This window comes from Pseudogemmobacter faecipullorum (assembly GCF_020539525.1).
GTDB classification, from domain to species: domain Bacteria; phylum Pseudomonadota; class Alphaproteobacteria; order Rhodobacterales; family Rhodobacteraceae; genus Pseudogemmobacter; species Pseudogemmobacter faecipullorum.
Genome location: NZ_JACDXX010000005.1, coordinates 198,848 through 216,362, shown reverse-complemented (window position 1 = coordinate 216,362; position 17,515 = coordinate 198,848). Strand labels below are relative to the sequence as shown.

17 protein-coding genes are annotated in these 17,515 nt (G+C 65.1%); 7 read left to right on the top strand and 10 right to left on the bottom strand.

The features are described 5' to 3' along the window. Together H0485_RS07605 and H0485_RS07600 are read left to right on the top strand one after the other, a co-directional pair. Positions 1 to 381, top strand: coding sequence for a hypothetical protein (locus H0485_RS07605; RefSeq protein WP_226934764.1), 381 nt, complete (start codon positions 1 to 3; stop codon positions 379 to 381). 4 nt (positions 382 to 385) lie between these two features. Further along, positions 386 to 904 carry a periplasmic heavy metal sensor gene (locus H0485_RS07600; protein ID WP_226934763.1) on the top strand — a complete coding sequence of 173 codons (519 nt, stop codon included), beginning with the start codon at positions 386 to 388 and terminating at the stop codon, positions 902 to 904. 109 nt (positions 905 to 1,013) lie between these two features. Here H0485_RS07600 and H0485_RS07595 read toward each other — a convergent pair whose 3' ends face one another. Then, the gene (locus tag H0485_RS07595; RefSeq protein ID WP_226934762.1) at positions 1,014 to 2,426 is read right to left on the bottom strand and encodes a diguanylate cyclase domain-containing protein; all 1,413 of its coding nucleotides are present in this window, start codon (positions 2,424 to 2,426) and stop codon (positions 1,014 to 1,016) included. Between the two features lie 147 nt (positions 2,427 to 2,573). Between H0485_RS07595 and H0485_RS07590 the strand changes: the two genes are divergently transcribed. From H0485_RS07590 to H0485_RS07580, 3 genes are all read left to right on the top strand, one after another. Then, complete coding sequence (locus H0485_RS07590; protein WP_226934761.1) at positions 2,574 to 2,855, top strand: DUF3572 domain-containing protein; 282 nt, start codon at positions 2,574 to 2,576, stop codon at positions 2,853 to 2,855. Positions 2,856 to 3,023: 168 nt separating this feature from the next. Further along, complete coding sequence (locus H0485_RS07585; protein ID WP_226934760.1) at positions 3,024 to 3,716, top strand: HAD family hydrolase; 693 nt, start codon at positions 3,024 to 3,026, stop codon at positions 3,714 to 3,716. Positions 3,717 to 3,843: 127 nt separating this feature from the next. After that, entirely contained in the window at positions 3,844 to 5,409 is a 1,566-nt protein-coding gene (locus H0485_RS07580; RefSeq protein ID WP_226934759.1) for a trimethylamine methyltransferase family protein, read from the top strand. A gap of 5 nt (positions 5,410 to 5,414) precedes the next feature. Here the strand turns inward: H0485_RS07580 and ribD are convergent, their stop codons facing one another. From ribD to H0485_RS07565, 3 genes are all read right to left on the bottom strand, one after another. Further along, the gene (gene ribD / locus H0485_RS07575) at positions 5,415 to 6,509 is read right to left on the bottom strand and encodes a bifunctional diaminohydroxyphosphoribosylaminopyrimidine deaminase/5-amino-6-(5-phosphoribosylamino)uracil reductase RibD (RefSeq protein ID WP_226934758.1); all 1,095 of its coding nucleotides are present in this window, start codon (positions 6,507 to 6,509) and stop codon (positions 5,415 to 5,417) included. A 30-nt stretch (positions 6,510 to 6,539) separates the two neighbouring features. Next, positions 6,540 to 7,010, bottom strand: a complete 471-nt coding sequence (gene nrdR, locus H0485_RS07570) for a transcriptional regulator NrdR (protein WP_226934757.1) — start codon at positions 7,008 to 7,010, stop codon at positions 6,540 to 6,542. Between the two features lie 216 nt (positions 7,011 to 7,226). Beyond that, positions 7,227 to 7,718 (bottom strand): hypothetical protein, encoded by a 492-nt coding sequence (locus H0485_RS07565; RefSeq protein ID WP_226934756.1) that lies wholly within the window; start codon positions 7,716 to 7,718, stop codon positions 7,227 to 7,229. A 163-nt stretch (positions 7,719 to 7,881) separates the two neighbouring features. On the opposite strand from H0485_RS07565, the gene H0485_RS07560 reads away from it, so the two are divergent. After that, entirely contained in the window at positions 7,882 to 8,787 is a 906-nt protein-coding gene (locus tag H0485_RS07560; RefSeq protein WP_226934755.1) for an EamA family transporter, read from the top strand. Positions 8,788 to 8,845: 58 nt separating this feature from the next. Here H0485_RS07560 and H0485_RS07555 read toward each other — a convergent pair whose 3' ends face one another. Continuing rightward, positions 8,846 to 9,805 carry a ring-cleaving dioxygenase gene (locus tag H0485_RS07555; protein ID WP_226934754.1) on the bottom strand — a complete coding sequence of 320 codons (960 nt, stop codon included), beginning with the start codon at positions 9,803 to 9,805 and terminating at the stop codon, positions 8,846 to 8,848. 147 nt (positions 9,806 to 9,952) lie between these two features. On the opposite strand from H0485_RS07555, the gene H0485_RS07550 reads away from it, so the two are divergent. After that, positions 9,953 to 10,873: a LysR family transcriptional regulator gene (locus H0485_RS07550; RefSeq protein ID WP_226934753.1), complete on the top strand. Its 921-nt coding sequence runs from the start codon at positions 9,953 to 9,955 to the stop codon at positions 10,871 to 10,873. Positions 10,874 to 10,877: 4 nt separating this feature from the next. Here H0485_RS07550 and H0485_RS07545 read toward each other — a convergent pair whose 3' ends face one another. The 5 genes from H0485_RS07545 to glmU all read right to left on the bottom strand — a co-directional run bounded on the left by H0485_RS07545 (position 10,878) and on the right by glmU (position 17,455). Continuing rightward, positions 10,878 to 12,380, bottom strand: coding sequence for a VOC family protein (locus H0485_RS07545; protein ID WP_226934752.1), 1,503 nt, complete (start codon positions 12,378 to 12,380; stop codon positions 10,878 to 10,880). 64 nt (positions 12,381 to 12,444) lie between these two features. Continuing rightward, positions 12,445 to 13,065 (bottom strand): glutathione S-transferase family protein, encoded by a 621-nt coding sequence (locus tag H0485_RS07540; RefSeq protein ID WP_226934751.1) that lies wholly within the window; start codon positions 13,063 to 13,065, stop codon positions 12,445 to 12,447. A gap of 215 nt (positions 13,066 to 13,280) precedes the next feature. After that, complete coding sequence (locus H0485_RS07535; protein WP_226934750.1) at positions 13,281 to 13,964, bottom strand: DNA alkylation repair protein; 684 nt, start codon at positions 13,962 to 13,964, stop codon at positions 13,281 to 13,283. Between the two features lie 313 nt (positions 13,965 to 14,277). Beyond that, positions 14,278 to 16,101, bottom strand: coding sequence for a glutamine--fructose-6-phosphate transaminase (isomerizing) (glmS, locus tag H0485_RS07530; RefSeq protein ID WP_226934749.1), 1,824 nt, complete (start codon positions 16,099 to 16,101; stop codon positions 14,278 to 14,280). Positions 16,102 to 16,105: 4 nt separating this feature from the next. After that, positions 16,106 to 17,455, bottom strand: a complete 1,350-nt coding sequence (glmU, locus tag H0485_RS07525; RefSeq protein ID WP_226934748.1) for a bifunctional UDP-N-acetylglucosamine diphosphorylase/glucosamine-1-phosphate N-acetyltransferase GlmU — start codon at positions 17,453 to 17,455, stop codon at positions 16,106 to 16,108. Positions 17,456 to 17,515: the final 60 nt, after the last annotated feature.

The window sequence follows — 17,515 nt, the reverse complement described above, 5'->3', positions numbered from 1 at the left end:
ATGAACGATAAAGAGACAGATCGCCTGTTCGCCCTCGGCCGCAGCGCAGACCGGGATCCATCGGCCGATCTGATGGCGCGGGTTTTGCAGGCAGCGCAGGAAAATCAGCCGCGCCTCCCGCAGGCCGGGACCGCGGCGCCGCTGCGGCGCAGGCCGGTTTTGCTGCAGTTCTGGCGCAGTCTGACCGCCGGGATCGCCGGCGGGCCGGTGCTGGCCAGCCTCGGGGCGCTGGCGATTGCCGGGGTTTTTCTCGGCTATTCCGCCAGTGCGGGGATGAGCGAGGGGCTTCTGGCCGAAACGCTGCTGACGCTTGAGTTTGACAGCGATACCACGGGCTATGAATTTTTCCCGGTGGTCGAATTATTTCTGAGTGAGGGCTGAGCCAATGCGCGAAAGCAAAGAGATGGCGACAGAGAGCGCAAAAGCCCCCGCCGGGCGCGGCCCGGGCTGGGTGCGACTGGTGCTGGTGGCCTCGCTGGCGCTGAACCTGGTCGGGGCGGGGCTGCTGGCCGGGGCCTGGCTGGGTCATGATCCGAAGGCCGGTCCGGGCCGGTGTGACCTGGCCATGGGGCCCTTGACGGCCGCGATGACACCAAAGGACTGGCGGGCGATGCGCCCGGCCTTTCTGGCGCGCCATCCTGATCTCGGGCGCGGCCCCGGCGCGCTCGAGCAGGAATATCAGCCGCTGCTTGCAGCTTTGCGCCGCGATCCGGTGGATCCGGCGGCGATCAGTGCGGCTCTGGCCCTGCTCACGGCGCATAATGAACAGCGCATGGGGTCGGCCAGCGAGGTGATCGGCGCCTATCTGACCGCGCTGCCTGCCGCCGAAAGGGCGAAATATGTCGCGCGGCTTGAGGAGGTTCTGGCCAAAGCGCGGGCGCGTCAGGCCAGAAAACACGGCTGACCCCCGGCCCTGTACCGGCCCGGTGCCAGACCTGTGCCGGGCCTGCACCTGATCAGTGCCGACCCCCCGGCCGGTCCGGGGCAAAGCCGGTCAGGGCGGGCCCTGGCTTTCAGCCGTGGCTCTGGCACAGGGTGACGAGATTGCGTCCGGCGCGTTTTGATTCGCGCAGCGCCCCGTCGGCGGCCTCTGTCAGCACCAGGGCATCATCCTGGCCGGTGCTGATCCGCAGCCCCATCGAAATTGTCAGATCCAGACGGCCCGGAGCACGGTCCGGCCCCTCCTCGCCCAGTTCAAACGGCCGGTCACTGATCAGCCGCCGCAGCCGCTCGGCCACGCTGCTGGCCTCTCTGGCGCCGGTCCCCGGTAAAGCGATCAGAAATTCCTCGCCGCCGATCCGGGCCAGCAGATCCCCGGCGCGCAATGTGGCGCTGAGCCTTTGCACCACTTCGGTCAGCACCAGATCGCCCGCCGCATGGCCATGGATGTCATTCACCTGTTTAAAGCGGTCGATATCAAGCACAAGCACCGCCAGCGGCTGGCCGGTGCGGCGGGCTTCGCTGCACAGACTGGTAAGGCGCGGCATGGCGTAGCGGCGGTTCCAGGCGCCGGTCAGCGGGTCAATCAGAGCCAGTTTCAGCCCTTCGCGGATCCGCTGCTGATCGCCGTCGCGCTGCGCTTTGCGCCGCAGCATATTGGTCAGGCGCAGCGCCAGCTCGGCGCCGCTGATATCGGCGGCCAGCACATCATCGGCCCCCAGATCATAGGCCAGCGCCACCACCGTGGCATCGGGCTGCGCAAGGATAAGCGCGCAGAGGCTGTCGCGGCTGGCCTGGCCAGAGGCAAGCTGTGACATCAGACGAAAACCGCTGCCAGGCTCTTCGCCGCTGTCATCGCGGGCGGCGCAGATCAGATAGACATCATGCAGCCGGGGCGGGCCAGCGCCATTGCCCGGCGTCTGCACATGCGCCTGCAGCCGCAGCCCGGCGGGGATATGATGCCGCCAGGCATGGGCCGTCTCGCTGCTGGCGGCGATCACCCCGATACTGCCGCCGATACTGCTCATATGCTGAAAACCGGCGAGCTGTTCGGCAAAGCCCGAGAGGGCGGGCTGTTCCAGCCCCCAGGCCTCGGCCAGAAGGCTGGTGGGCTGGCCCCGCCGCAACAGATTGCGGATCCGCGCCAGCAGGACCGAGAGGTCGGGGCTGCGGGGGATCACATCATCGGCCCCGGCCTCCAGCCCCGCCAGCCTGGCCGCCTGATCCTGCGGCTCGCAGAGCAGGAGCAGCGGCAGGCCTGCGGTCAGCGCCTCGCTGCGCAGCTGGTGCAGCAGCGCGGTGGCATTTGGCAGCCCGCCGAGCCGGGCGTCGATCACGATCAGGGCCGGGCGGGCGCTGACCGCCAGCTGCAGACAGGCACTGCCATCGCAGGCCATCAGCGGCTGATAATGCGCCTCGCTGAGGCGCGAGCGCAGGATGAGACGACTGGCTGCATCTGGATCGGCGATCAGGATCGTCTCACGCATGGCGGGCAGCTCCTTAATTTACCTCTCGTTAAAAAATGCCATTAAGAAGGTTAAAAATTCCTTTCTGAAACCGGGAAATTCTGTGGATCCTGGCAAAATTATGGCGCAAAACCCGCGAAATTTGGGATGATACAGAGGGTTTGGACCATGGCTGCACAGGATTTTGGAATGACGCTGGCGCTGCAGGGCCTGGCCTGGCTGGCTGCGGATGAAGACCGCATCCTGCCCTTCCTCGCGCAGTCGGGGCTGCTGGCCAGTGAATTGCGCAGTCGCGCCGGCGAGCCCGAGGTTCTGGCGGCGGTGCTCGACTTTCTGCTCAGCGATGAGGCGATGCTGCTCAGCTTTTGTGGCGATCTCGGCCTGAACCCGGCGGAGATTGCACCAGCCCGGGCACAGTTGCCGGGCGGGGATGTGCCACACTGGACCTGAGGCCCGGTGGGCGCGCGCGAGGCTCTGCTGAGGTCCGGATCCGATCCGATCTGGTCTGGCGGCGTGGGCCACGGCGGCGGCATTTATCTCCGGGGCGGCGGTGCAGATCCTTGAAGGCTGCGCCGGAATCTGCACAGTCGGTGGCAACACGGCCAGAGGGGATCTGTGATGATCGATGCTATCCTGTTCGATAAAGACGGTACGCTGTTTGATTTTCATAAAAGCTGGGGCGCCTGGGCACGCCAGCTTCTGGCGGATCTGACCGTCGATGAGGCCCATGCCGCGCGTCTGGCCGCAGCGATTGGCTATCTGCCGGAGGAGGGGCGTTTCCTTCCCGGTTCGCTGGTGATCGCGGGGACGCCGTCTGAGATCACCGCCGCCATGCTGCCGGAACTGCCGGGCTGGAGCGCCGGGCAGCTTGAGGCGCGGATCAATGAGGTGGCGGCGAAAGCGCGGATGGTCGAGGCCGTGCCGCTGGTGCCGCTGTTTGAGGCCTTCCGCGCCCGCGGGCTGAAACTGGCGATTGTCACCAATGATGCCGAAGCCCCGGCACGGGCGCATGTGGCGGCGCATAACCTGGGCGGGCTGGTCGATTTCGTCGCGGGCTATGATTCTGGCCATGGCGCCAAGCCCGGGCCGGGTATGCTCAATGCTTTCCTGCGGGCCGAGGGGCTGGATCCGGCGCGGGTGCTGATGGTCGGCGACAGCCTGCATGATCTTGAGGCGGGCCGTGCGGCTGGCACCAGGCGGGTGGCGGTGCTGACCGGGGTGGCAAAGGCTGCCAGCCTCGCGCCTCATGCCGATGTGGTGCTGGAAAATATCGGAGAAATTCCGGCCTGGATCGACAGTCTGAGCGCCTGACCCCTGGCGTTTTCGCGGCTCATCCCGGGTAAACGATAAAAAACGACGCTTTTGTGTCGCCAGAGAGGCTCGCATCCCGGCGGGCCTCGGTCATCCTTGTCACAGGGATGAACGGGAGCGACAGCAGATGAGCGATCCGGGACTGACTGATGCGGGGCGCAGAAAGCGCGGCGGTGGCAGAGCTGCCATGATGGGGCGCAGCGCCGGGGTGATTGATCAGATGCCATGGCGCATCCCGGTCAATCCCGACCGCCCGACCGAGCCGCTGGATGGCGACGGGGTGGCGCGTATCCATCAGACGGCGATGCGGATCCTGCGCGAGATCGGTATCGAAATTCTCAATCCCGAGGCGGTGGCGATCCTGAAACAGGCGGGCTGCCTGGTCTCGGGCACCAATGTCCGCTTTGATGAAGATTTCATCATGGAAATGCTGGGCGATGCACCGGCAGAATTCACCATGACGCCGCGCAATCCGGCGCGGGAGGTGGTGATCGGCGGGCGGCATATGGTCTTTGTCAATGTCTCCTCGCCGCCCAATTCCTGGGATATCGAGCGCGGCAAACGCTCGGGCGATTTCGAGACCTTCAAAGATTTTATGAAGCTGACGCAGTATTTTAACTGCATCCATATTGCCGGCGGCTATCCGGTCGAGCCGATTGATATTCACCCTTCGGTGCGCCATCTCGACTGTCTTTATGAAAAGCTGATCCTGACCGATAAGGTCTGCCACGCCTATAGCCTCGGCGCCGAGCGGGTTGAGGATGTGATGGAGATGGTGCGCATTGCGGCCGGGCTGAGCCATGCCGAATTCGATGCCAGGCCGCGCATGTATACCAATATCAATTCGGTCTCGCCGCTGAAACATGATTACCCGATGCTCGACGGCGCGATGCGACTGGCACGGCGCGGGCAGCCGGTGGTGGTCACGCCCTTCACCCTCGCGGGGGCCATGGCGCCGGTCACCATGTCTGGCGCGGTGGCTCTGTCGCTGGCCGAGGCTTTGTCGGCCGTGGCTTTACTGCAATATATCAATCCCGGCTGCCCGGTGGCGATCGGCACATTCACCTCAAATGTCGATATGAAATCCGGCGCCCCCGCCTTTGGCACGCCGGAATATATGCGCGCGACGCAGATGACCGGGCAGATGGTGCGCTCTTACGGCGTGCCGATGCGGGCCTCGGGGGTCTGCGCCTCAAACATTCCCGATGGCCAGGCGATGTGGGAGACCTCAAACTCGCTCTGGTCGGCGGTGCAGTCGGGCACCAATATAGTCTATCACGCCGCGGGCTGGCTGGAGGGCGGGCTGATCGCCAGTACCGAGAAATTCGTGATGGATTGCGAAGTGCTGCAGATGATCCAGCGCTATTTTGAGCAGGCGACCTTTGCCACCGGCGAGGAGGATCTGGCTTTTGACGCGATTAAGGAAGTGGGGGCGGGCGGGCATTTCTTTGGCTGCGCCCATACCCAGGCCCGCTATCAGGAGGCCTTCTATCAGCCGATTGCCAGCGACTGGCGCAATTATGAGGCCTGGGCAGCCGATGGCGGCATCTGGACCTCGGAACGGGCCAACCGCATCGCCAAACAGATCCTCGCCGAATTCGAGCCGCCGGAGATTGACCATAATGCCCGGGAAGAGCTGAACCGCTTCGTGGCGAGGCGCAAACAGGAGGGCGGCGCGCCAACCGATTTCTGAGCCGCTCAGAACCGCCAGCGGCTGAGAAGATCCGGCCCGCTGGGGCGCTGCGAGATCAGCCGGGGCCGGGGTGCATCGGCCAGATGCTCCAGCCCCAGCGCGCCAAAGGCGGCGCGGCCCTCGGCGCCGATCAGCGCGCCCGCGCTGAACAAAGCCAGCTCATCCACCAGCCCGGCGCTGACCAGCCCGGCGGCCAGCGTGCCGCCCCCCTCGCAGAAAATCCGGGTAAGGCCCTGATCGGCCAGCAGTTTCAGCGCGGCTGTCAGATCAATCTGGCCATTGCGCAGCGGGCAGGGGATCAGCATGGCCCCGGCCTCGCGCCAGGCCTCCTGCGCCCCGGTGCTGGCCTCAGGCCCATGCAGCAGCCAGACCGGCACTTCGCGCGCAGTCTGGCCGAGGCGGCTTTGGGGGCTGTGGCGCAGCAGGCGGTCGATCACGATCCGCACCGGCTGGCGCAAAGCCCCCATATCGCGCACCGTCAGATCGGGATCATCGGCCAGAGCCGTGCCCGAGCCGACCAGAACCGCATCATGGCTCATCCGCATCGCATGGACGGCCCGGCGCGAGTCCGGCGCGGTGATCCAGCGGCTCTCGCCCGAAGCGGTGGCGATGCGGCCATCGAGCGTCGCGCCGAGTTTGAGGGTGACAAAGGGCAGGCCACGGCTGACGCGTTTCAGGAAGCCCGCGGTTACCTCCAGCGCCTCTGCCGCCAGCACGCCCTCGCTGACCGCAATTCCGGCCTCGCGCAGAATGGCATAGCCGCGCCCGGCGACGCGGGGGTCCGGATCGGTGATCGCGCCCACCACCCGCGCCACGCCCGCCGCCACCAGGGCCTCGGCGCAGGGGCTGGTTCTGCCGTGATGGGCGCAGGGTTCAAGCGTGACATAGGCGGTGGCCCCCCTGGCCTGATCACCGGCCTGGGCCAGGGCCATGCGTTCGGCATGGGGGCGGCCCCCGGGCTGGGTGGTGCCGCGCCCGATGACGCGCCCCTCTTTGACCAGCACCGCGCCGACCGCCGGATTGGGCCAGCAAGAGCCATTGCCCCGCGCGGCAAGGCGCAGGGCATGGGACATGTGATGCTCATCAGTTTCGCGGGTCATGCGCGGCTCCGGGGCTTTGGGCCTCCGGGATTATTCTTCGCCCCTGTCGCCGGCGGGCCGCAGCTCGCTGACGAAACGGTCGAAATCACCGGCAGCCTGGAAGTTCTTGTAAACGCTGGCAAAGCGAACATAGGCCACGGTGTCGATCCGCGCCAGGCTTTCCATGACAATCTCGCCAATGGTGCGCGAGGGCACATCGGTCTCGCCCATGCTTTCGAGGCGGCGCACGATGCCCGAGATCATCTGATCGATGCGCTCCGGCTCAATCGGGCGCTTCTGCATGGCGATACGGATCGAGCGTTCCAGCTTGTCGCGGTCGAAATCCTCGCGTTTGCCATTGGATTTAACCACGACCAGATCGCGCAGCTGGACGCGCTCATAGGTGGTGAAACGCCCGCCACAGGCGGGGCAGAAACGGCGACGACGGATCGATACATGGTCCTCGGCGGGACGGCTGTCCTTCACCTGGGTGTCGATATTGCCGCAGAACGGGCAGCGCATCGCGCCCTCCTTGCTTGTTGTTATTGGCCTGCCTCAAGACCGGGTGTTCCCCCCGGTTCACAACGCAGACTATAGCGGCAGCTACCGGATGACGACCAAGAAGAAAAGTGCTCCACAGTATATTGTGGGGCGCGACTGTGGCCGCGAAGCTGCAACCACCGGTCAGGCGGTTGCGCGGCAAAGCCAGGCGGGGTGGTCAGGCTGGCGGGGCCAGGCTCAGCCGCAGCCCCCCTCCTGCCAGCGGAATTTTTGGTAATTCCAGCATTGTCCGGCCTGCTCTTTGGCCTGCCAGAGCAGATCGAGCCCGGCCTCCATCCGGCCGGAGGCGCAGTTCAGCTGGGCCAGCAGCTGTTCATTGCGCTCTACCAGCACCCCTCCGGTCGCCGGTTCATCGGGCAGCTGGCGGTCAAAGCTGCTCCAGACCCGGTAGAAAACCCCGTCATTCTCGAACACCGCTGCCTGATGAATGGCGCGCCCGACCCCGGACCAGGGCTGATAATCAAGGCTGCGGATGCTTTCGCTCAGGGTGATTTCGGGCCTGCCGGCCGGGCCGAATGTATAGGTCACGCTATTGCCCTGACGGCAGAGCTCCAGTTCCTTCTTACCGATCGGGCAGTGAAACAGGCTCTCACCGCTGCAAAGGGCTAAAGCAGGGGCGGCAGTCAGCACGAGAAGCGGCAGGCAGGCGGCAGCGGCAAGTCTCAGCATCGGGAAATGTTCCATTAAAACAGTCATAACCTGGCCCGAAACGCGGGCTGGGGCGAAACTGACCTGAAAGCTGATCTGCCGCAAGTATGGCAAAGCGTCGGCTGGTGTGCGGGCGGCGGTCCTTCGCTTGCCAGATCGCCCGGGCTCGCTTAGGGCTGGCGGCATGGCACTCTGGATCCCGATCACCCTTCTCGCCGCTTTCCTGCAAAATCTGCGGTCTGCGGCCCAAAAACACCTCAAAGCGGCGATGGGCACCACCGGGGCCACTTTCGTACGCTTTGGCTTTGGCCTGCCTTTCGCGCTGGTCTTTCTCAGCCTGCTGCTTGTGACCGGAGATCGCAGCCTGCCGGTGCCGGATCTGCGCTTTTACAGCTTTGCCACACTTGGCGCATTCGCGCAGATCGCCGGAACCTTCCTGCTGATCTACCTGTTTTCCTTCCGTAATTTCGCGGTCGGCACCGCTTACTCGCGCACCGAACCCGCCCAGGCGGCTTTGTTTGGCCTGATCTTCCTGTCCGAGGGGGTCAGCATCGGGGCGCTCACCGCGATTGCCATTTCGGTTCTGGGGGTGATGCTGATCTCGATCGCGCATCTGAAGATGAGCGCGCGCAATCTGCTGGCCTCGGTGCTGGCGCCGAATGCGCTGCTGGGGCTGGCCTCGGGCATGGCCTTTGGTGTCTCGGCAGTCTCATACCGCGCCGCCTCGCTCAGCCTTGGCGGGCCTGATTTCATGACCCAGGCGGCACTGACCCTGGTCGCGGCGCTGGTGGTGCAGGTTACGGCGATGGGGCTCTGGATGCTCTGGCGCGAGCGCGGTGAATTTGCCCGTATCGCCCGGGCCTGGAGGGTCTCGCTGCTGGCGGGGGCGGCCGGGGCCACGGCCTCATTTTGCTGGTTCATGGCGATGACCTTGCAGAATGCGGCGGTGGTCAAGGCGCTTGGCCAGATTGAAATGCTGTTCACCTTTGCCGCGACCGTCTTTTTCTTCCGCGAGAAAATCACCGGCCGGGAAATCGCGGGCTGTCTGCTGATCTCGCTGGGGATCGTGGTTCTGCTCTTCCTCGGCTGAGGCCTGGCGCATAAAAAGGGCCGGAGCGGCAGACTCCGGCCCTTTTCGTCTGGTGATCTCAGTCCAGAGGCTTCAGCCTTGCCTCAATCTGCGCGCGCCTGGCTTCAAGGAAGGGCGGCAGTGACAGGCTTTCGCCCAAAGTTTCCAGCGGTTCATCCACGGTGAAACCGGGGCTGTCAGAGGCGATCTCAAACAGATTGCCGCCCGGTTCGCGGAAATAGAGGCTGCGGAAGTAATAGCGCTCGACCTCGCCCGAAGAGGGGATACGAAATTCGCGCAGCCGGGCCGCCCAGTCCTGAATGCCCTGGGCATCGGGGGTGCGGAAGGCGACGTGATGCACCGCGCCCGCGCCCTGACGGGCGGTGGGCAGGCCAGGCTGCACCGCCACATGCAGCTCGGCCGCCGGACCGCCAGGCCCCATCGAGAAGATATGCACCACCCCCTCGCCATCCGGGCTGGGATAGCTGCCGGTCTCCTCCATATGCATCACCGCTTCCAGCACCGCCTTTGTCGGGGCCAGCTCAGGCACCGAGATGGTGATCGGGCCAAGGCCGCGGATCTGATGCCGGGCGGCAATCGGGCTCTTCTCCCAGGGATTGGCAGGGCCTGGCTGATCGGCGGTCAGCCGGAAGCGCTGCCCCTCGGGATCCTCAAAATCGAGGCTGGTCCGGCCGTCGGTCGCCGTGATCAGCCCCGAAGAGAGCCCGGCGTCTTTCAGCCGCCCGGCCCAGAAGTCGAAACTGTCGGGCGCGATGCGCAATCCGGTGCGGCTGATCGAATGTGTGCCGCGGGTCTCGCGTCCGACCGGCCAGTCGAAGAAGGTCAGATCGGTGCCAGGTGTGGCCAGACCATCGGCATAAAACAGGTGATAGGCCGAGGTATCGTCCTGGTTCACGGTTTTCTTGACGAGGCGCAGCCCGAGGGTCTCGGTGTAAAAGCGCTTATTGGCGGGGGCATCGGCGGTGATCGCGGTCAGATGATGAATGCCGCCGAGCGAGAGATCTTTGATATCAGCCATAACGGCCTCCTTTCGTTGCAGCCAATATGCGCCGCGCGGGCAAAGCGATCCAGCCAGCAGGCGCCGCAGGCAGCGTTCGCTCTTTTCGAACGACTTTTGCTCTGGCACAGTGGCGCGCAGCAGGATCAGCGAACGGGCAGGGCGGCGATGCATTATACGCTTGAGGAGATCGACACCTTTCTGACGGTGATGGATCTGGGCACGGTCACCGCGGCTGCGGCCCGGCTGAACCTGTCAAAATCGGTGATCTCGAAACGGCTCAGTGATCTGGAAACCGGGCTGGGCGTGGCTTTGTTTCGCCGCAATGCCGGGCGGCTCAGCCCCACCGAGGCGGCGGAGGGGCTGGCCGGGCGGCTGCGCCCGGCGCTGGCCGATCTGCGTGCGGCGGCGGAATCGGCGGCCTGGGGCGGGCGGGGCGAGGTCTTGCGCGGCAGGCTTTCGGTCGCGGTGCCGATGAGCTTTGGCACTTTGCATCTGAGCCCGGTGATCGCGGCTTTCGCCCGCCAGCATCCCGAGCTGGAGCTGCGCATCGATTATGACGACCGCGCCCGTGATCTGGCACGGGAAGGCTTTGATGTCGGGGTGCGGCTGGGCGAGCTGACCGGCGGCGCCCTGAAAAGCCGCAGGCTCTGCGAGGACCGGCGGCTGATCTGCGCCAGCCCGGAGTTTCTGTCACGCCATGGCAGGCCGGAAACTGTGGCGGATCTGAATGGCCTCGCCTCTGTCGGTTACAGCCATGTCGCAAACGCCGATCTGTGGCAGCTCAGTGAAAACGGCCGCCTCGTGCAGCCTCAGCTGATGGAAAGGATCAGTGTCAATAATGGCGAGGCCATGCGTGAGCTGGCGCTGGCCGGGACCGGCATTGCCATTCTGCCAGGCTTCATTGCCGCAGAGGCGGTGAAACAGGGAAGGCTGGTGCAGCTTTTGCCGCAGGTCGAGACCCGGCATCTGCCACTGGTGGTGGTCTGGCCGCCGGTCACGCCGATGCCGCTGAAACTGCGGCTGTTTATCGACCATCTGGTCGCGTCATTTCAGGGCGAGGCCCCCTGGCTCGAGGGCCTCGGCTGAGGTTTTAGCGCGCGGCGAGCCAGGCCGCGGCCTCGCTCAGATCCTCCGGGGTCAGCTCATGCCCGGCCGCAAGCGTTTTCGCCGTCAGATCCGCCCCGCCTGCCTTCAGCGCCGCCTCCAGCACCGGGGTCATCCGGCCATAGGGGTCGCGCGCGCCGTTCAGCATCAGCACCTCTGTGCCCTGCAGATCGGCAGCGGGCGGCTCTTCCAGCGCCTCAATGCCGCGCAGCAGCACCGCGCGGCGGATCACCCCGGGATGCAGCCGCAGGATCGCCGCCAGCAGATTGGCGCCGTTGGAATAGCCGAGGAAGGACAGGCTCTCGGGCGCGATGCCATAGCCCTTGACCGCGCCTTCGACGAAACCGGCGAAAGCTTCGGCCTCATTGCGGATATCCTGCTGATCATAGGTCACCGCGTCAAAGCGGCGGAACCAGCGGTTGATCCCCTCCTCGGACGAGCGGCCGCGGACCCCAAGCAGTGTCGCGCGCGGGTTCAGCTTATGCGCCAGCGGCATCAGATCGGTTTCATTGCCGCCAGTGCCATGCAGCAGGACAATCGTTGAGCCATCGGCATTTTCGGGCCGGTGAAAGCGGTGAATGAAGGGCAGGTCACGCATCGGATACCTTTCCTCGCCCGGCAGGGCGAATTGTGGCAGCATGACCCGCAGGTCATCCGCCCGGGCCTGTTCACTTTCGGGCAGGAACAGGATTTTGCCAAGCGCCTCCGGGGCCTCATCAACGCTCATCCCGGGCGCATCGGTTGCATATTCGATCAGGCTACCCCCCGGTTCACGAACGTAAAGTGACAGGAAGTATTTGCGGTCATGCACATGGGTCGGGCCGTAATCTTTCAAAGACAGCCGCATCGCGCGCAGCGCCGCGGCATCGGCGGCGCGCAAGGCCAGATGATCGGCCACCCCCGCGCCAGGGATCGAGGGCACGAAGCCGCTGACACCGCGAATATCGACGACATCACTGTCCGAGGCGAGGCGGAGGGTGGCCCCCTCGCGGGCGATCTCACGATAGCCGAAACGGGCGACAAAATCGGCCGTCGCCTCCGCCTGATCGCTCAGCAGCGTGACCGCGCGGATCCGGGCCGGGGGGATGCCGCTCACCCCGGGCGTGCCGACCAGTTTGACGATCATGCCATCGGGGTCTTTCAGCCGCAGCACCGGCTCGCCGAATTCGCGGTTCGGGCCTTCAACCGGGATCCGGGCCGAAAGCGCGCGGGTCAGCCATTCGCCGATGGCCTCGGGCGCGACAGCGAAGGCGACCTCCGAGACCTGACCAAGTCCGGTCCGGCCCCGGCCCGCCGCCTCCCAGACCAGAAAAGAGATCAGAGAGCCCGGGCTGCCCGCCGCATCGCCATAGAACAGATGCAGCTGTTCGGCATCCTCATAGCCGCCGGTCTGTTTGACCAGATGCAGGCCTAGAAAGCCGAGGTAGAAATCGACATTGGCCTGAACATTGGCGGTAATGCCGGTGACGTGATGAATGCCGGTGGTCATGAAACGAACTCCTGAAACGGGCGCGGGCGGCCGTAACAGCCCGCGCGGGTTTTACCATTGCAGCTCAGGCCCTGGCCTCATCAGCCAGGACTTTCTGCACCGCCGGATCGGCGGCGAGCCGGTCATGCAAAGCGGCGATCTGCGGATAATCCTGCAGCCCGCCCGGCAGTTTCGCCTTGCCCCAGCGGATCATCGGGAAAGCATAGGCATCAATCACCGAACGCCCGCCGGCAAGGATCCAGTCACGGCCCTCAAGATGCGCGTTCAGAATGGCGAATTTCTTCTTCACCAGCTCCAGCCCGGCCTCGGTCACTTTTTTCTGCGCCTCAGCCGAAGGATCACTGGTGAAGCGACCCGCCATAAACACCGGCCAGAACGAGGCATGCAGATCCGAGGTCAGAAAGGCCGACCATTTATGTGCCTCGGCCTTGCCGCGCAGGCTGTCCTCGCCTGCCAGACCGGCTTCGGGATGTTTGGCGGCAAGATAGTCGAGAATGGCCCCGGCCTGGGTCAGGATCCAGCCGTCCTCCTCGATCAGGGTCGGCACGGCGCCGGTCGGGTTCACCGCCAGCAGCTCGGGTGAGCCATAGCCGACCTTCACCGCCTTATAGGGCGCGCCGATCCATTCCAGCACGATATGGGGTGCGAGCGAGCAGGCACCGGGCGCAAAATACAGGGTGGGCATGGAAAACTCCTCACGATCAGATGTGAGGGTTATAGGCCAGGGCCCCGGGCAGAGCCATCACCGCGGCAGTGTAAGCGGTGTTCGCAGATTGCGAACGACAGAGAGCCGCGCAGTTCCCGGGCCGGATCGGGCCAGGCTTGTAGCGGGTCGTGCAGAGGGGCGGAGACACTGCCCGGGGGGGCAGGGGCGGCGCGCGCCCGCTGCCCGGGAGGGGTTCAGTCCTGCAGCCAGGTTTTCGCCAGTTTGCGGGCAAAGCTCTTCAGCCCGGTTCCCGGGCCAGTGAGGAAATCACGCGCCCGTGCCGCATCATGTTTCGACAGATCGCGGATCCACAGGCCAAGCGCCTTTTGCATATTCCAGTCGCGGTCGGCCACCAGCTCGCCCGCCCAGCCAAGGATGCGCTCGCGCGCCTCCAGATCGGCGGGTTTGAGATGGTTCATCTTGGCCCAGGGCAAAGTGAAATCCAGCGCCGCGCGGCGGGTCCAGAGATGCGGGCTTTTCACCCAGCTCTCCACCTCATCGAGCCGCGCCGGATCGGCACTGACCCGGCGTGCCCCGGCATCGCCGAGCTGATCGGCCAGCGCCCCGATATCAAGCGCGGGCAGCCAGGAGGTGATCAGGGCCCAGACCGCCGCATCCGGGGTGATCCGGGCCTGAACCAGCAGGCGGCAGGCGGCAATCCGGGCCTCGTGAATATCGCTCTGCCATAAAGCATCGGCGAGGCTGAGGCGCGCGTCGAGGCTGATCTCATCGCGCCAGGCCTTGGCCAGGGCGCTGATCTCGGGCACGGCGACGCCAAGAAAGACCCGGTCCGATTTATGGCTGACCGCGGCTGCGGCGGCACGCTCTGCATTGCCAAGCGCGGTCAGGGCCGCAAGCGCCTCGGTGCTGGTTACCATCTGGGATCATCCTTCTGCGCAGCCGGTCTGCCAGGGCGGGCCGGTCATTCCATCAAGGCCAGGCCCCGTCCGGGCCAGAGGGATCTGGCCGCACAACAGCATGGCAAACCTTCTCCTTGCGGATCGGGGCCGGGGGATCAAGGGGGGAGGGCGTGGATTTCATCGGCAAAAGCGCTGGCTCAGGGTGAAAACCCCCGGATTGCACCAGCAGCGGAACGGTCGCCCCGCTGCCACCGTTGATGAAAAAGGGGAGCGGCCCTGCAGCTGCTCCCCTGATCCCTGGCGGTCCGGGGCGGACCCGGCGGGCCGGTGTTTACTCGACCGTCACCGATTTCGCGAGGTTGCGCGGCTGGTCGACATCGGTGCCTTTGGCAATCGCGGTGTGATAGGCCAGAAGCTGCGCCGGGACGGCATAGAGGATCGGTGCCCAGACCGGCTCGACCGCTGGCAGCGCCAGCTGCGCCCAGGTGCCTTCGCCCGCTTCTGCCAAACCCTTCGCATCCGAGAGCAGCAGCACCTTGCCGTGGCGCGCCATCACCTCCTGCATATTCGACACCGTCTTATCGAACAAAGCATCCATCGGGGCCATAACGATGACCGGCACTTTCTCGTCGATCAGCGCGATAGGCCCGTGTTTCAGTTCACCCGAAGCATAGCCTTCGGCATGGATATAGCTGATCTCTTTCAGCTTCAGCGCACCTTCCAGCGCCATCGGATACATCGGCCCGCGTCCGAGGAACAGAATATCCGAGGCCCTGGCCAGTTCATTGGCGATCTGGGCGATGCTGTCCGAGCTCGCCAGCGCCGCATTGAGCAGGCCCGGCATGGCGCGCAGGCTTTCCAGCCTGGCGCTCAGATCTGCGGGCGAGAGCCTGCCCCGGTCGGCGGCGGCTTTCAGCGCCATCAGCGCCAGAACCGTCAGCTGGCAGGTAAAGGCCTTGGTCGAGGCCACGCCGATTTCCGTGCCAGCCAGGATCGGCAGCGCCAGATCGCTTTCACGCGCGATCGAAGAGGTCGGCACATTGACCACAGAAACCACTTTCGCGACCTTGCTCTTCACATAGCGCAAAGCGGCGAGTGTATCGGCGGTCTCGCCCGACTGGCTGACGAAAATCGCCATGCTTTTTTCCGAGAGCACCGGCTCGCGGTAGCGGAATTCGCTGGCGACATCGATCTCGGCGGGCAGGCCAGCGATCTGTTCGAACCAGTATTTCGCTACATGGGTCGCATAGCTCGCGGTGCCACAGGCCACCATCACCACCCGGTCAATGCCGGTGAAATCAAGGCCCTCGGGCAGGTTCAGCGCCGGGGCGGCCGAAGAGCCGGTGTAATGGCGCAGAGCATCGGCCATCACCACCGGCTGTTCGGCAATCTCTTTGGCCATGAAATGTTTGAAGCCGCCCTTTTCGACGCGGGCTGCATCAAGCTGGATCCGGGTCTCGGCCCGGCTGACCGGATTGCCCTCGGCATCATAGATCTCGGCGCCCTTGCGGGTGATCACCGCCCAGTCGCCCTCGTCGAGATAGGTGATGCGGTCGGTCATCGGCGCCAGCGCAATGGCGTCTGAGCCGACGAACATCTCGCCCTCGCCACGCCCGATCGCGAGCGGGCTGCCCTTGCGGGCGCAGATCATCAGATCCTGCTCGCCCTCAAACAGGATGCAGAGCGCGAAAGCGCCCTCGAGCTGCTGCAGCGTCCGGCGTGCGGCTTCGACCGGCGCCGCGCCCCGGTCGCGCTCGCGCTGCAACAGCAGGGCCACGGTCTCGGTATCGGTCTCGGATTCCTGGTGATAGCCATCCCCGGACAGGGCCTCACGCAGGCTGCGGAAATTCTCGATAATGCCATTATGCACCACTGCCACACCGCCGGCGCGATGCGGATGGGCATTGGTGACGGTCGGCGCGCCATGGGTGGCCCAGCGGGTATGGCCGATGCCGGATTTCCCGGCCAGCGGCTGATGCACCAGCAGGTCAGAGAGATTGACCAGCTTGCCCACCGCGCGGCGGCGGTCGAGCTGGCCATCATTTACCGTCGCGATACCGGCGGAATCATAGCCGCGATACTCAAGCCGTTTCAGCCCCTCGACCAGCAGGGGCGCAGCTTCATGACTGCCCAGGACGCCAATAATGCCACACATGAAATTATCCTTTATTTCCTGTGGCCTTAATGGCCCTGAGTCTGGTGAAGATCTTTTCTGCAAGACCGGGTTTATTGACCTGACGCGCCCGGGCCAGGGCCAGGGCACCGGCGGGCACATCGCCGGTGATGACCGAGCCCGAGCCGGTCAGCGCGCCATCGCCCAAAGTGACCGGCGCCACCAGCATCGTATCCGAGCCGATGAAAGCGTTTTTGCCGATCCTGGTGCGATGCTTCATCACCCCGTCGTAATTGCAGGTGACGGTGCCCGCGCCGATATTGGTAAACTCGCCCACATCGGCATCGCCGATATAGGTCAGATGGCCGACCTTAACGCCTTCATCAAGGATGGCGTTTTTGATCTCGACGAAATTTCCGACATGGACATTCTCGGCCAGCTCGGCCCCGGGACGCAGCCGGGCAAAGGGGCCGACATCAGCCCCGCGCGAGATATGGCAGCCCTCAAGATGGCAAAAGCCCTTGACCTCGGCCTCGCTCTCGATGGTCACACGGGTGCCAAACAGCACATGCGGGCCGATGATCGCATCGCGCCCGATCACGGTATCCAGGGCGAAGAACACGGTTTCCGGCGCGGTCAGGGTGACGCCATTCTCCAGTGCCTCGGCTCGGGCCCGGGCCTGGAAAGCGGCTTCGGCCCCGGCCAGTTCGGCGCGGGTGTTCACCCCCAGGGTCTCGGCCTCGTCGCAGATCACCACCCCCGCCGAAAGGCCACGGGCGCGGGCGAGGGCGACGATATCGGTCAGATAATATTCGCCGCTGGCATTTTCATTGCCGATCTCGCCGACCAGCGAGAACAGGTCGCGCGCCGAGGCGCAGATCACGCCGGAATTGCACAGAGTAATGGCGCGCTCGGCCTCGCTTGCGTCTTTATATTCGACGATCCGCTCAAGGCTGGCACCTTCGACCACCAGCCGGCCATAACGGCCCGGATCGGCGGCCTCAAAGCCCAGGACCACCACTGCATGGCGGGCGCGGGCCTCGAGCATGGTCTCCAGCGTCTCGGCCCGGATAAAGGGTGTGTCGCCGTATAGCACGATCACGTCGCCCGCAGCATCCGCCAGCAGGCCGCGCGCCTGATCGACGGCATGGCCGGTGCCGTTCTGCTCGGTCTGCAGCACGATCGAGACCTCGGGGTCAAAGCTGATCGCAGCGGCAGAAACCGCATCCGAGCCATGGCCCGTCACCACCACCACCTGCTCGGGGGCAAGCGCTGCACCAGCGGTCATCGCATGATGCAACAGCGGTGCCGCCGCGACTTTATGCAAGACCTTGGGCAGGTCCGAATTCATGCGGCTGCCCTGGCCTGCGGCCAGGATGATGAGGGAGACCGGCATTCTGGCCCTTTCAAATGATGCCGCGTCGTTCTACGCGGGACAGGACCAGTCGCCAAGGGG

Excerpts from the sequence above, each read along its gene's own strand:
- H0485_RS07605 (WP_226934764.1), top strand. The coding sequence starts at position 1 with ATGAACGATAAAGAGACAGATCGCCTGTTCGCCCTCGGCCGCAGCGCA.
- H0485_RS07600 (WP_226934763.1), top strand. The coding sequence starts at position 386 with ATGCGCGAAAGCAAAGAGATGGCGACAGAGAGCGCAAAAGCCCCCGCC.
- H0485_RS07595 (WP_226934762.1), bottom strand. The coding sequence starts at position 2,426 with ATGCGTGAGACGATCCTGATCGCCGATCCAGATGCAGCCAGTCGTCTC.
- H0485_RS07590 (WP_226934761.1), top strand. The coding sequence starts at position 2,574 with ATGGCTGCACAGGATTTTGGAATGACGCTGGCGCTGCAGGGCCTGGCC.
- H0485_RS07585 (WP_226934760.1), top strand. The coding sequence starts at position 3,024 with ATGATCGATGCTATCCTGTTCGATAAAGACGGTACGCTGTTTGATTTT.
- H0485_RS07580 (WP_226934759.1), top strand. The coding sequence starts at position 3,844 with ATGAGCGATCCGGGACTGACTGATGCGGGGCGCAGAAAGCGCGGCGGT.
- ribD (WP_226934758.1), bottom strand. The coding sequence starts at position 6,509 with ATGACCCGCGAAACTGATGAGCATCACATGTCCCATGCCCTGCGCCTT.
- nrdR (WP_226934757.1), bottom strand. The coding sequence starts at position 7,010 with ATGCGCTGCCCGTTCTGCGGCAATATCGACACCCAGGTGAAGGACAGC.
- H0485_RS07565 (WP_226934756.1), bottom strand. The coding sequence starts at position 7,718 with ATGCTGAGACTTGCCGCTGCCGCCTGCCTGCCGCTTCTCGTGCTGACT.
- H0485_RS07560 (WP_226934755.1), top strand. The coding sequence starts at position 7,882 with ATGGCACTCTGGATCCCGATCACCCTTCTCGCCGCTTTCCTGCAAAAT.
- H0485_RS07555 (WP_226934754.1), bottom strand. The coding sequence starts at position 9,805 with ATGGCTGATATCAAAGATCTCTCGCTCGGCGGCATTCATCATCTGACC.
- H0485_RS07550 (WP_226934753.1), top strand. The coding sequence starts at position 9,953 with ATGCATTATACGCTTGAGGAGATCGACACCTTTCTGACGGTGATGGAT.
- H0485_RS07545 (WP_226934752.1), bottom strand. The coding sequence starts at position 12,380 with ATGACCACCGGCATTCATCACGTCACCGGCATTACCGCCAATGTTCAG.
- H0485_RS07540 (WP_226934751.1), bottom strand. The coding sequence starts at position 13,065 with ATGCCCACCCTGTATTTTGCGCCCGGTGCCTGCTCGCTCGCACCCCAT.
- H0485_RS07535 (WP_226934750.1), bottom strand. The coding sequence starts at position 13,964 with ATGGTAACCAGCACCGAGGCGCTTGCGGCCCTGACCGCGCTTGGCAAT.
- glmS (WP_226934749.1), bottom strand. The coding sequence starts at position 16,101 with ATGTGTGGCATTATTGGCGTCCTGGGCAGTCATGAAGCTGCGCCCCTG.
- glmU (WP_226934748.1), bottom strand. The coding sequence starts at position 17,455 with ATGCCGGTCTCCCTCATCATCCTGGCCGCAGGCCAGGGCAGCCGCATG.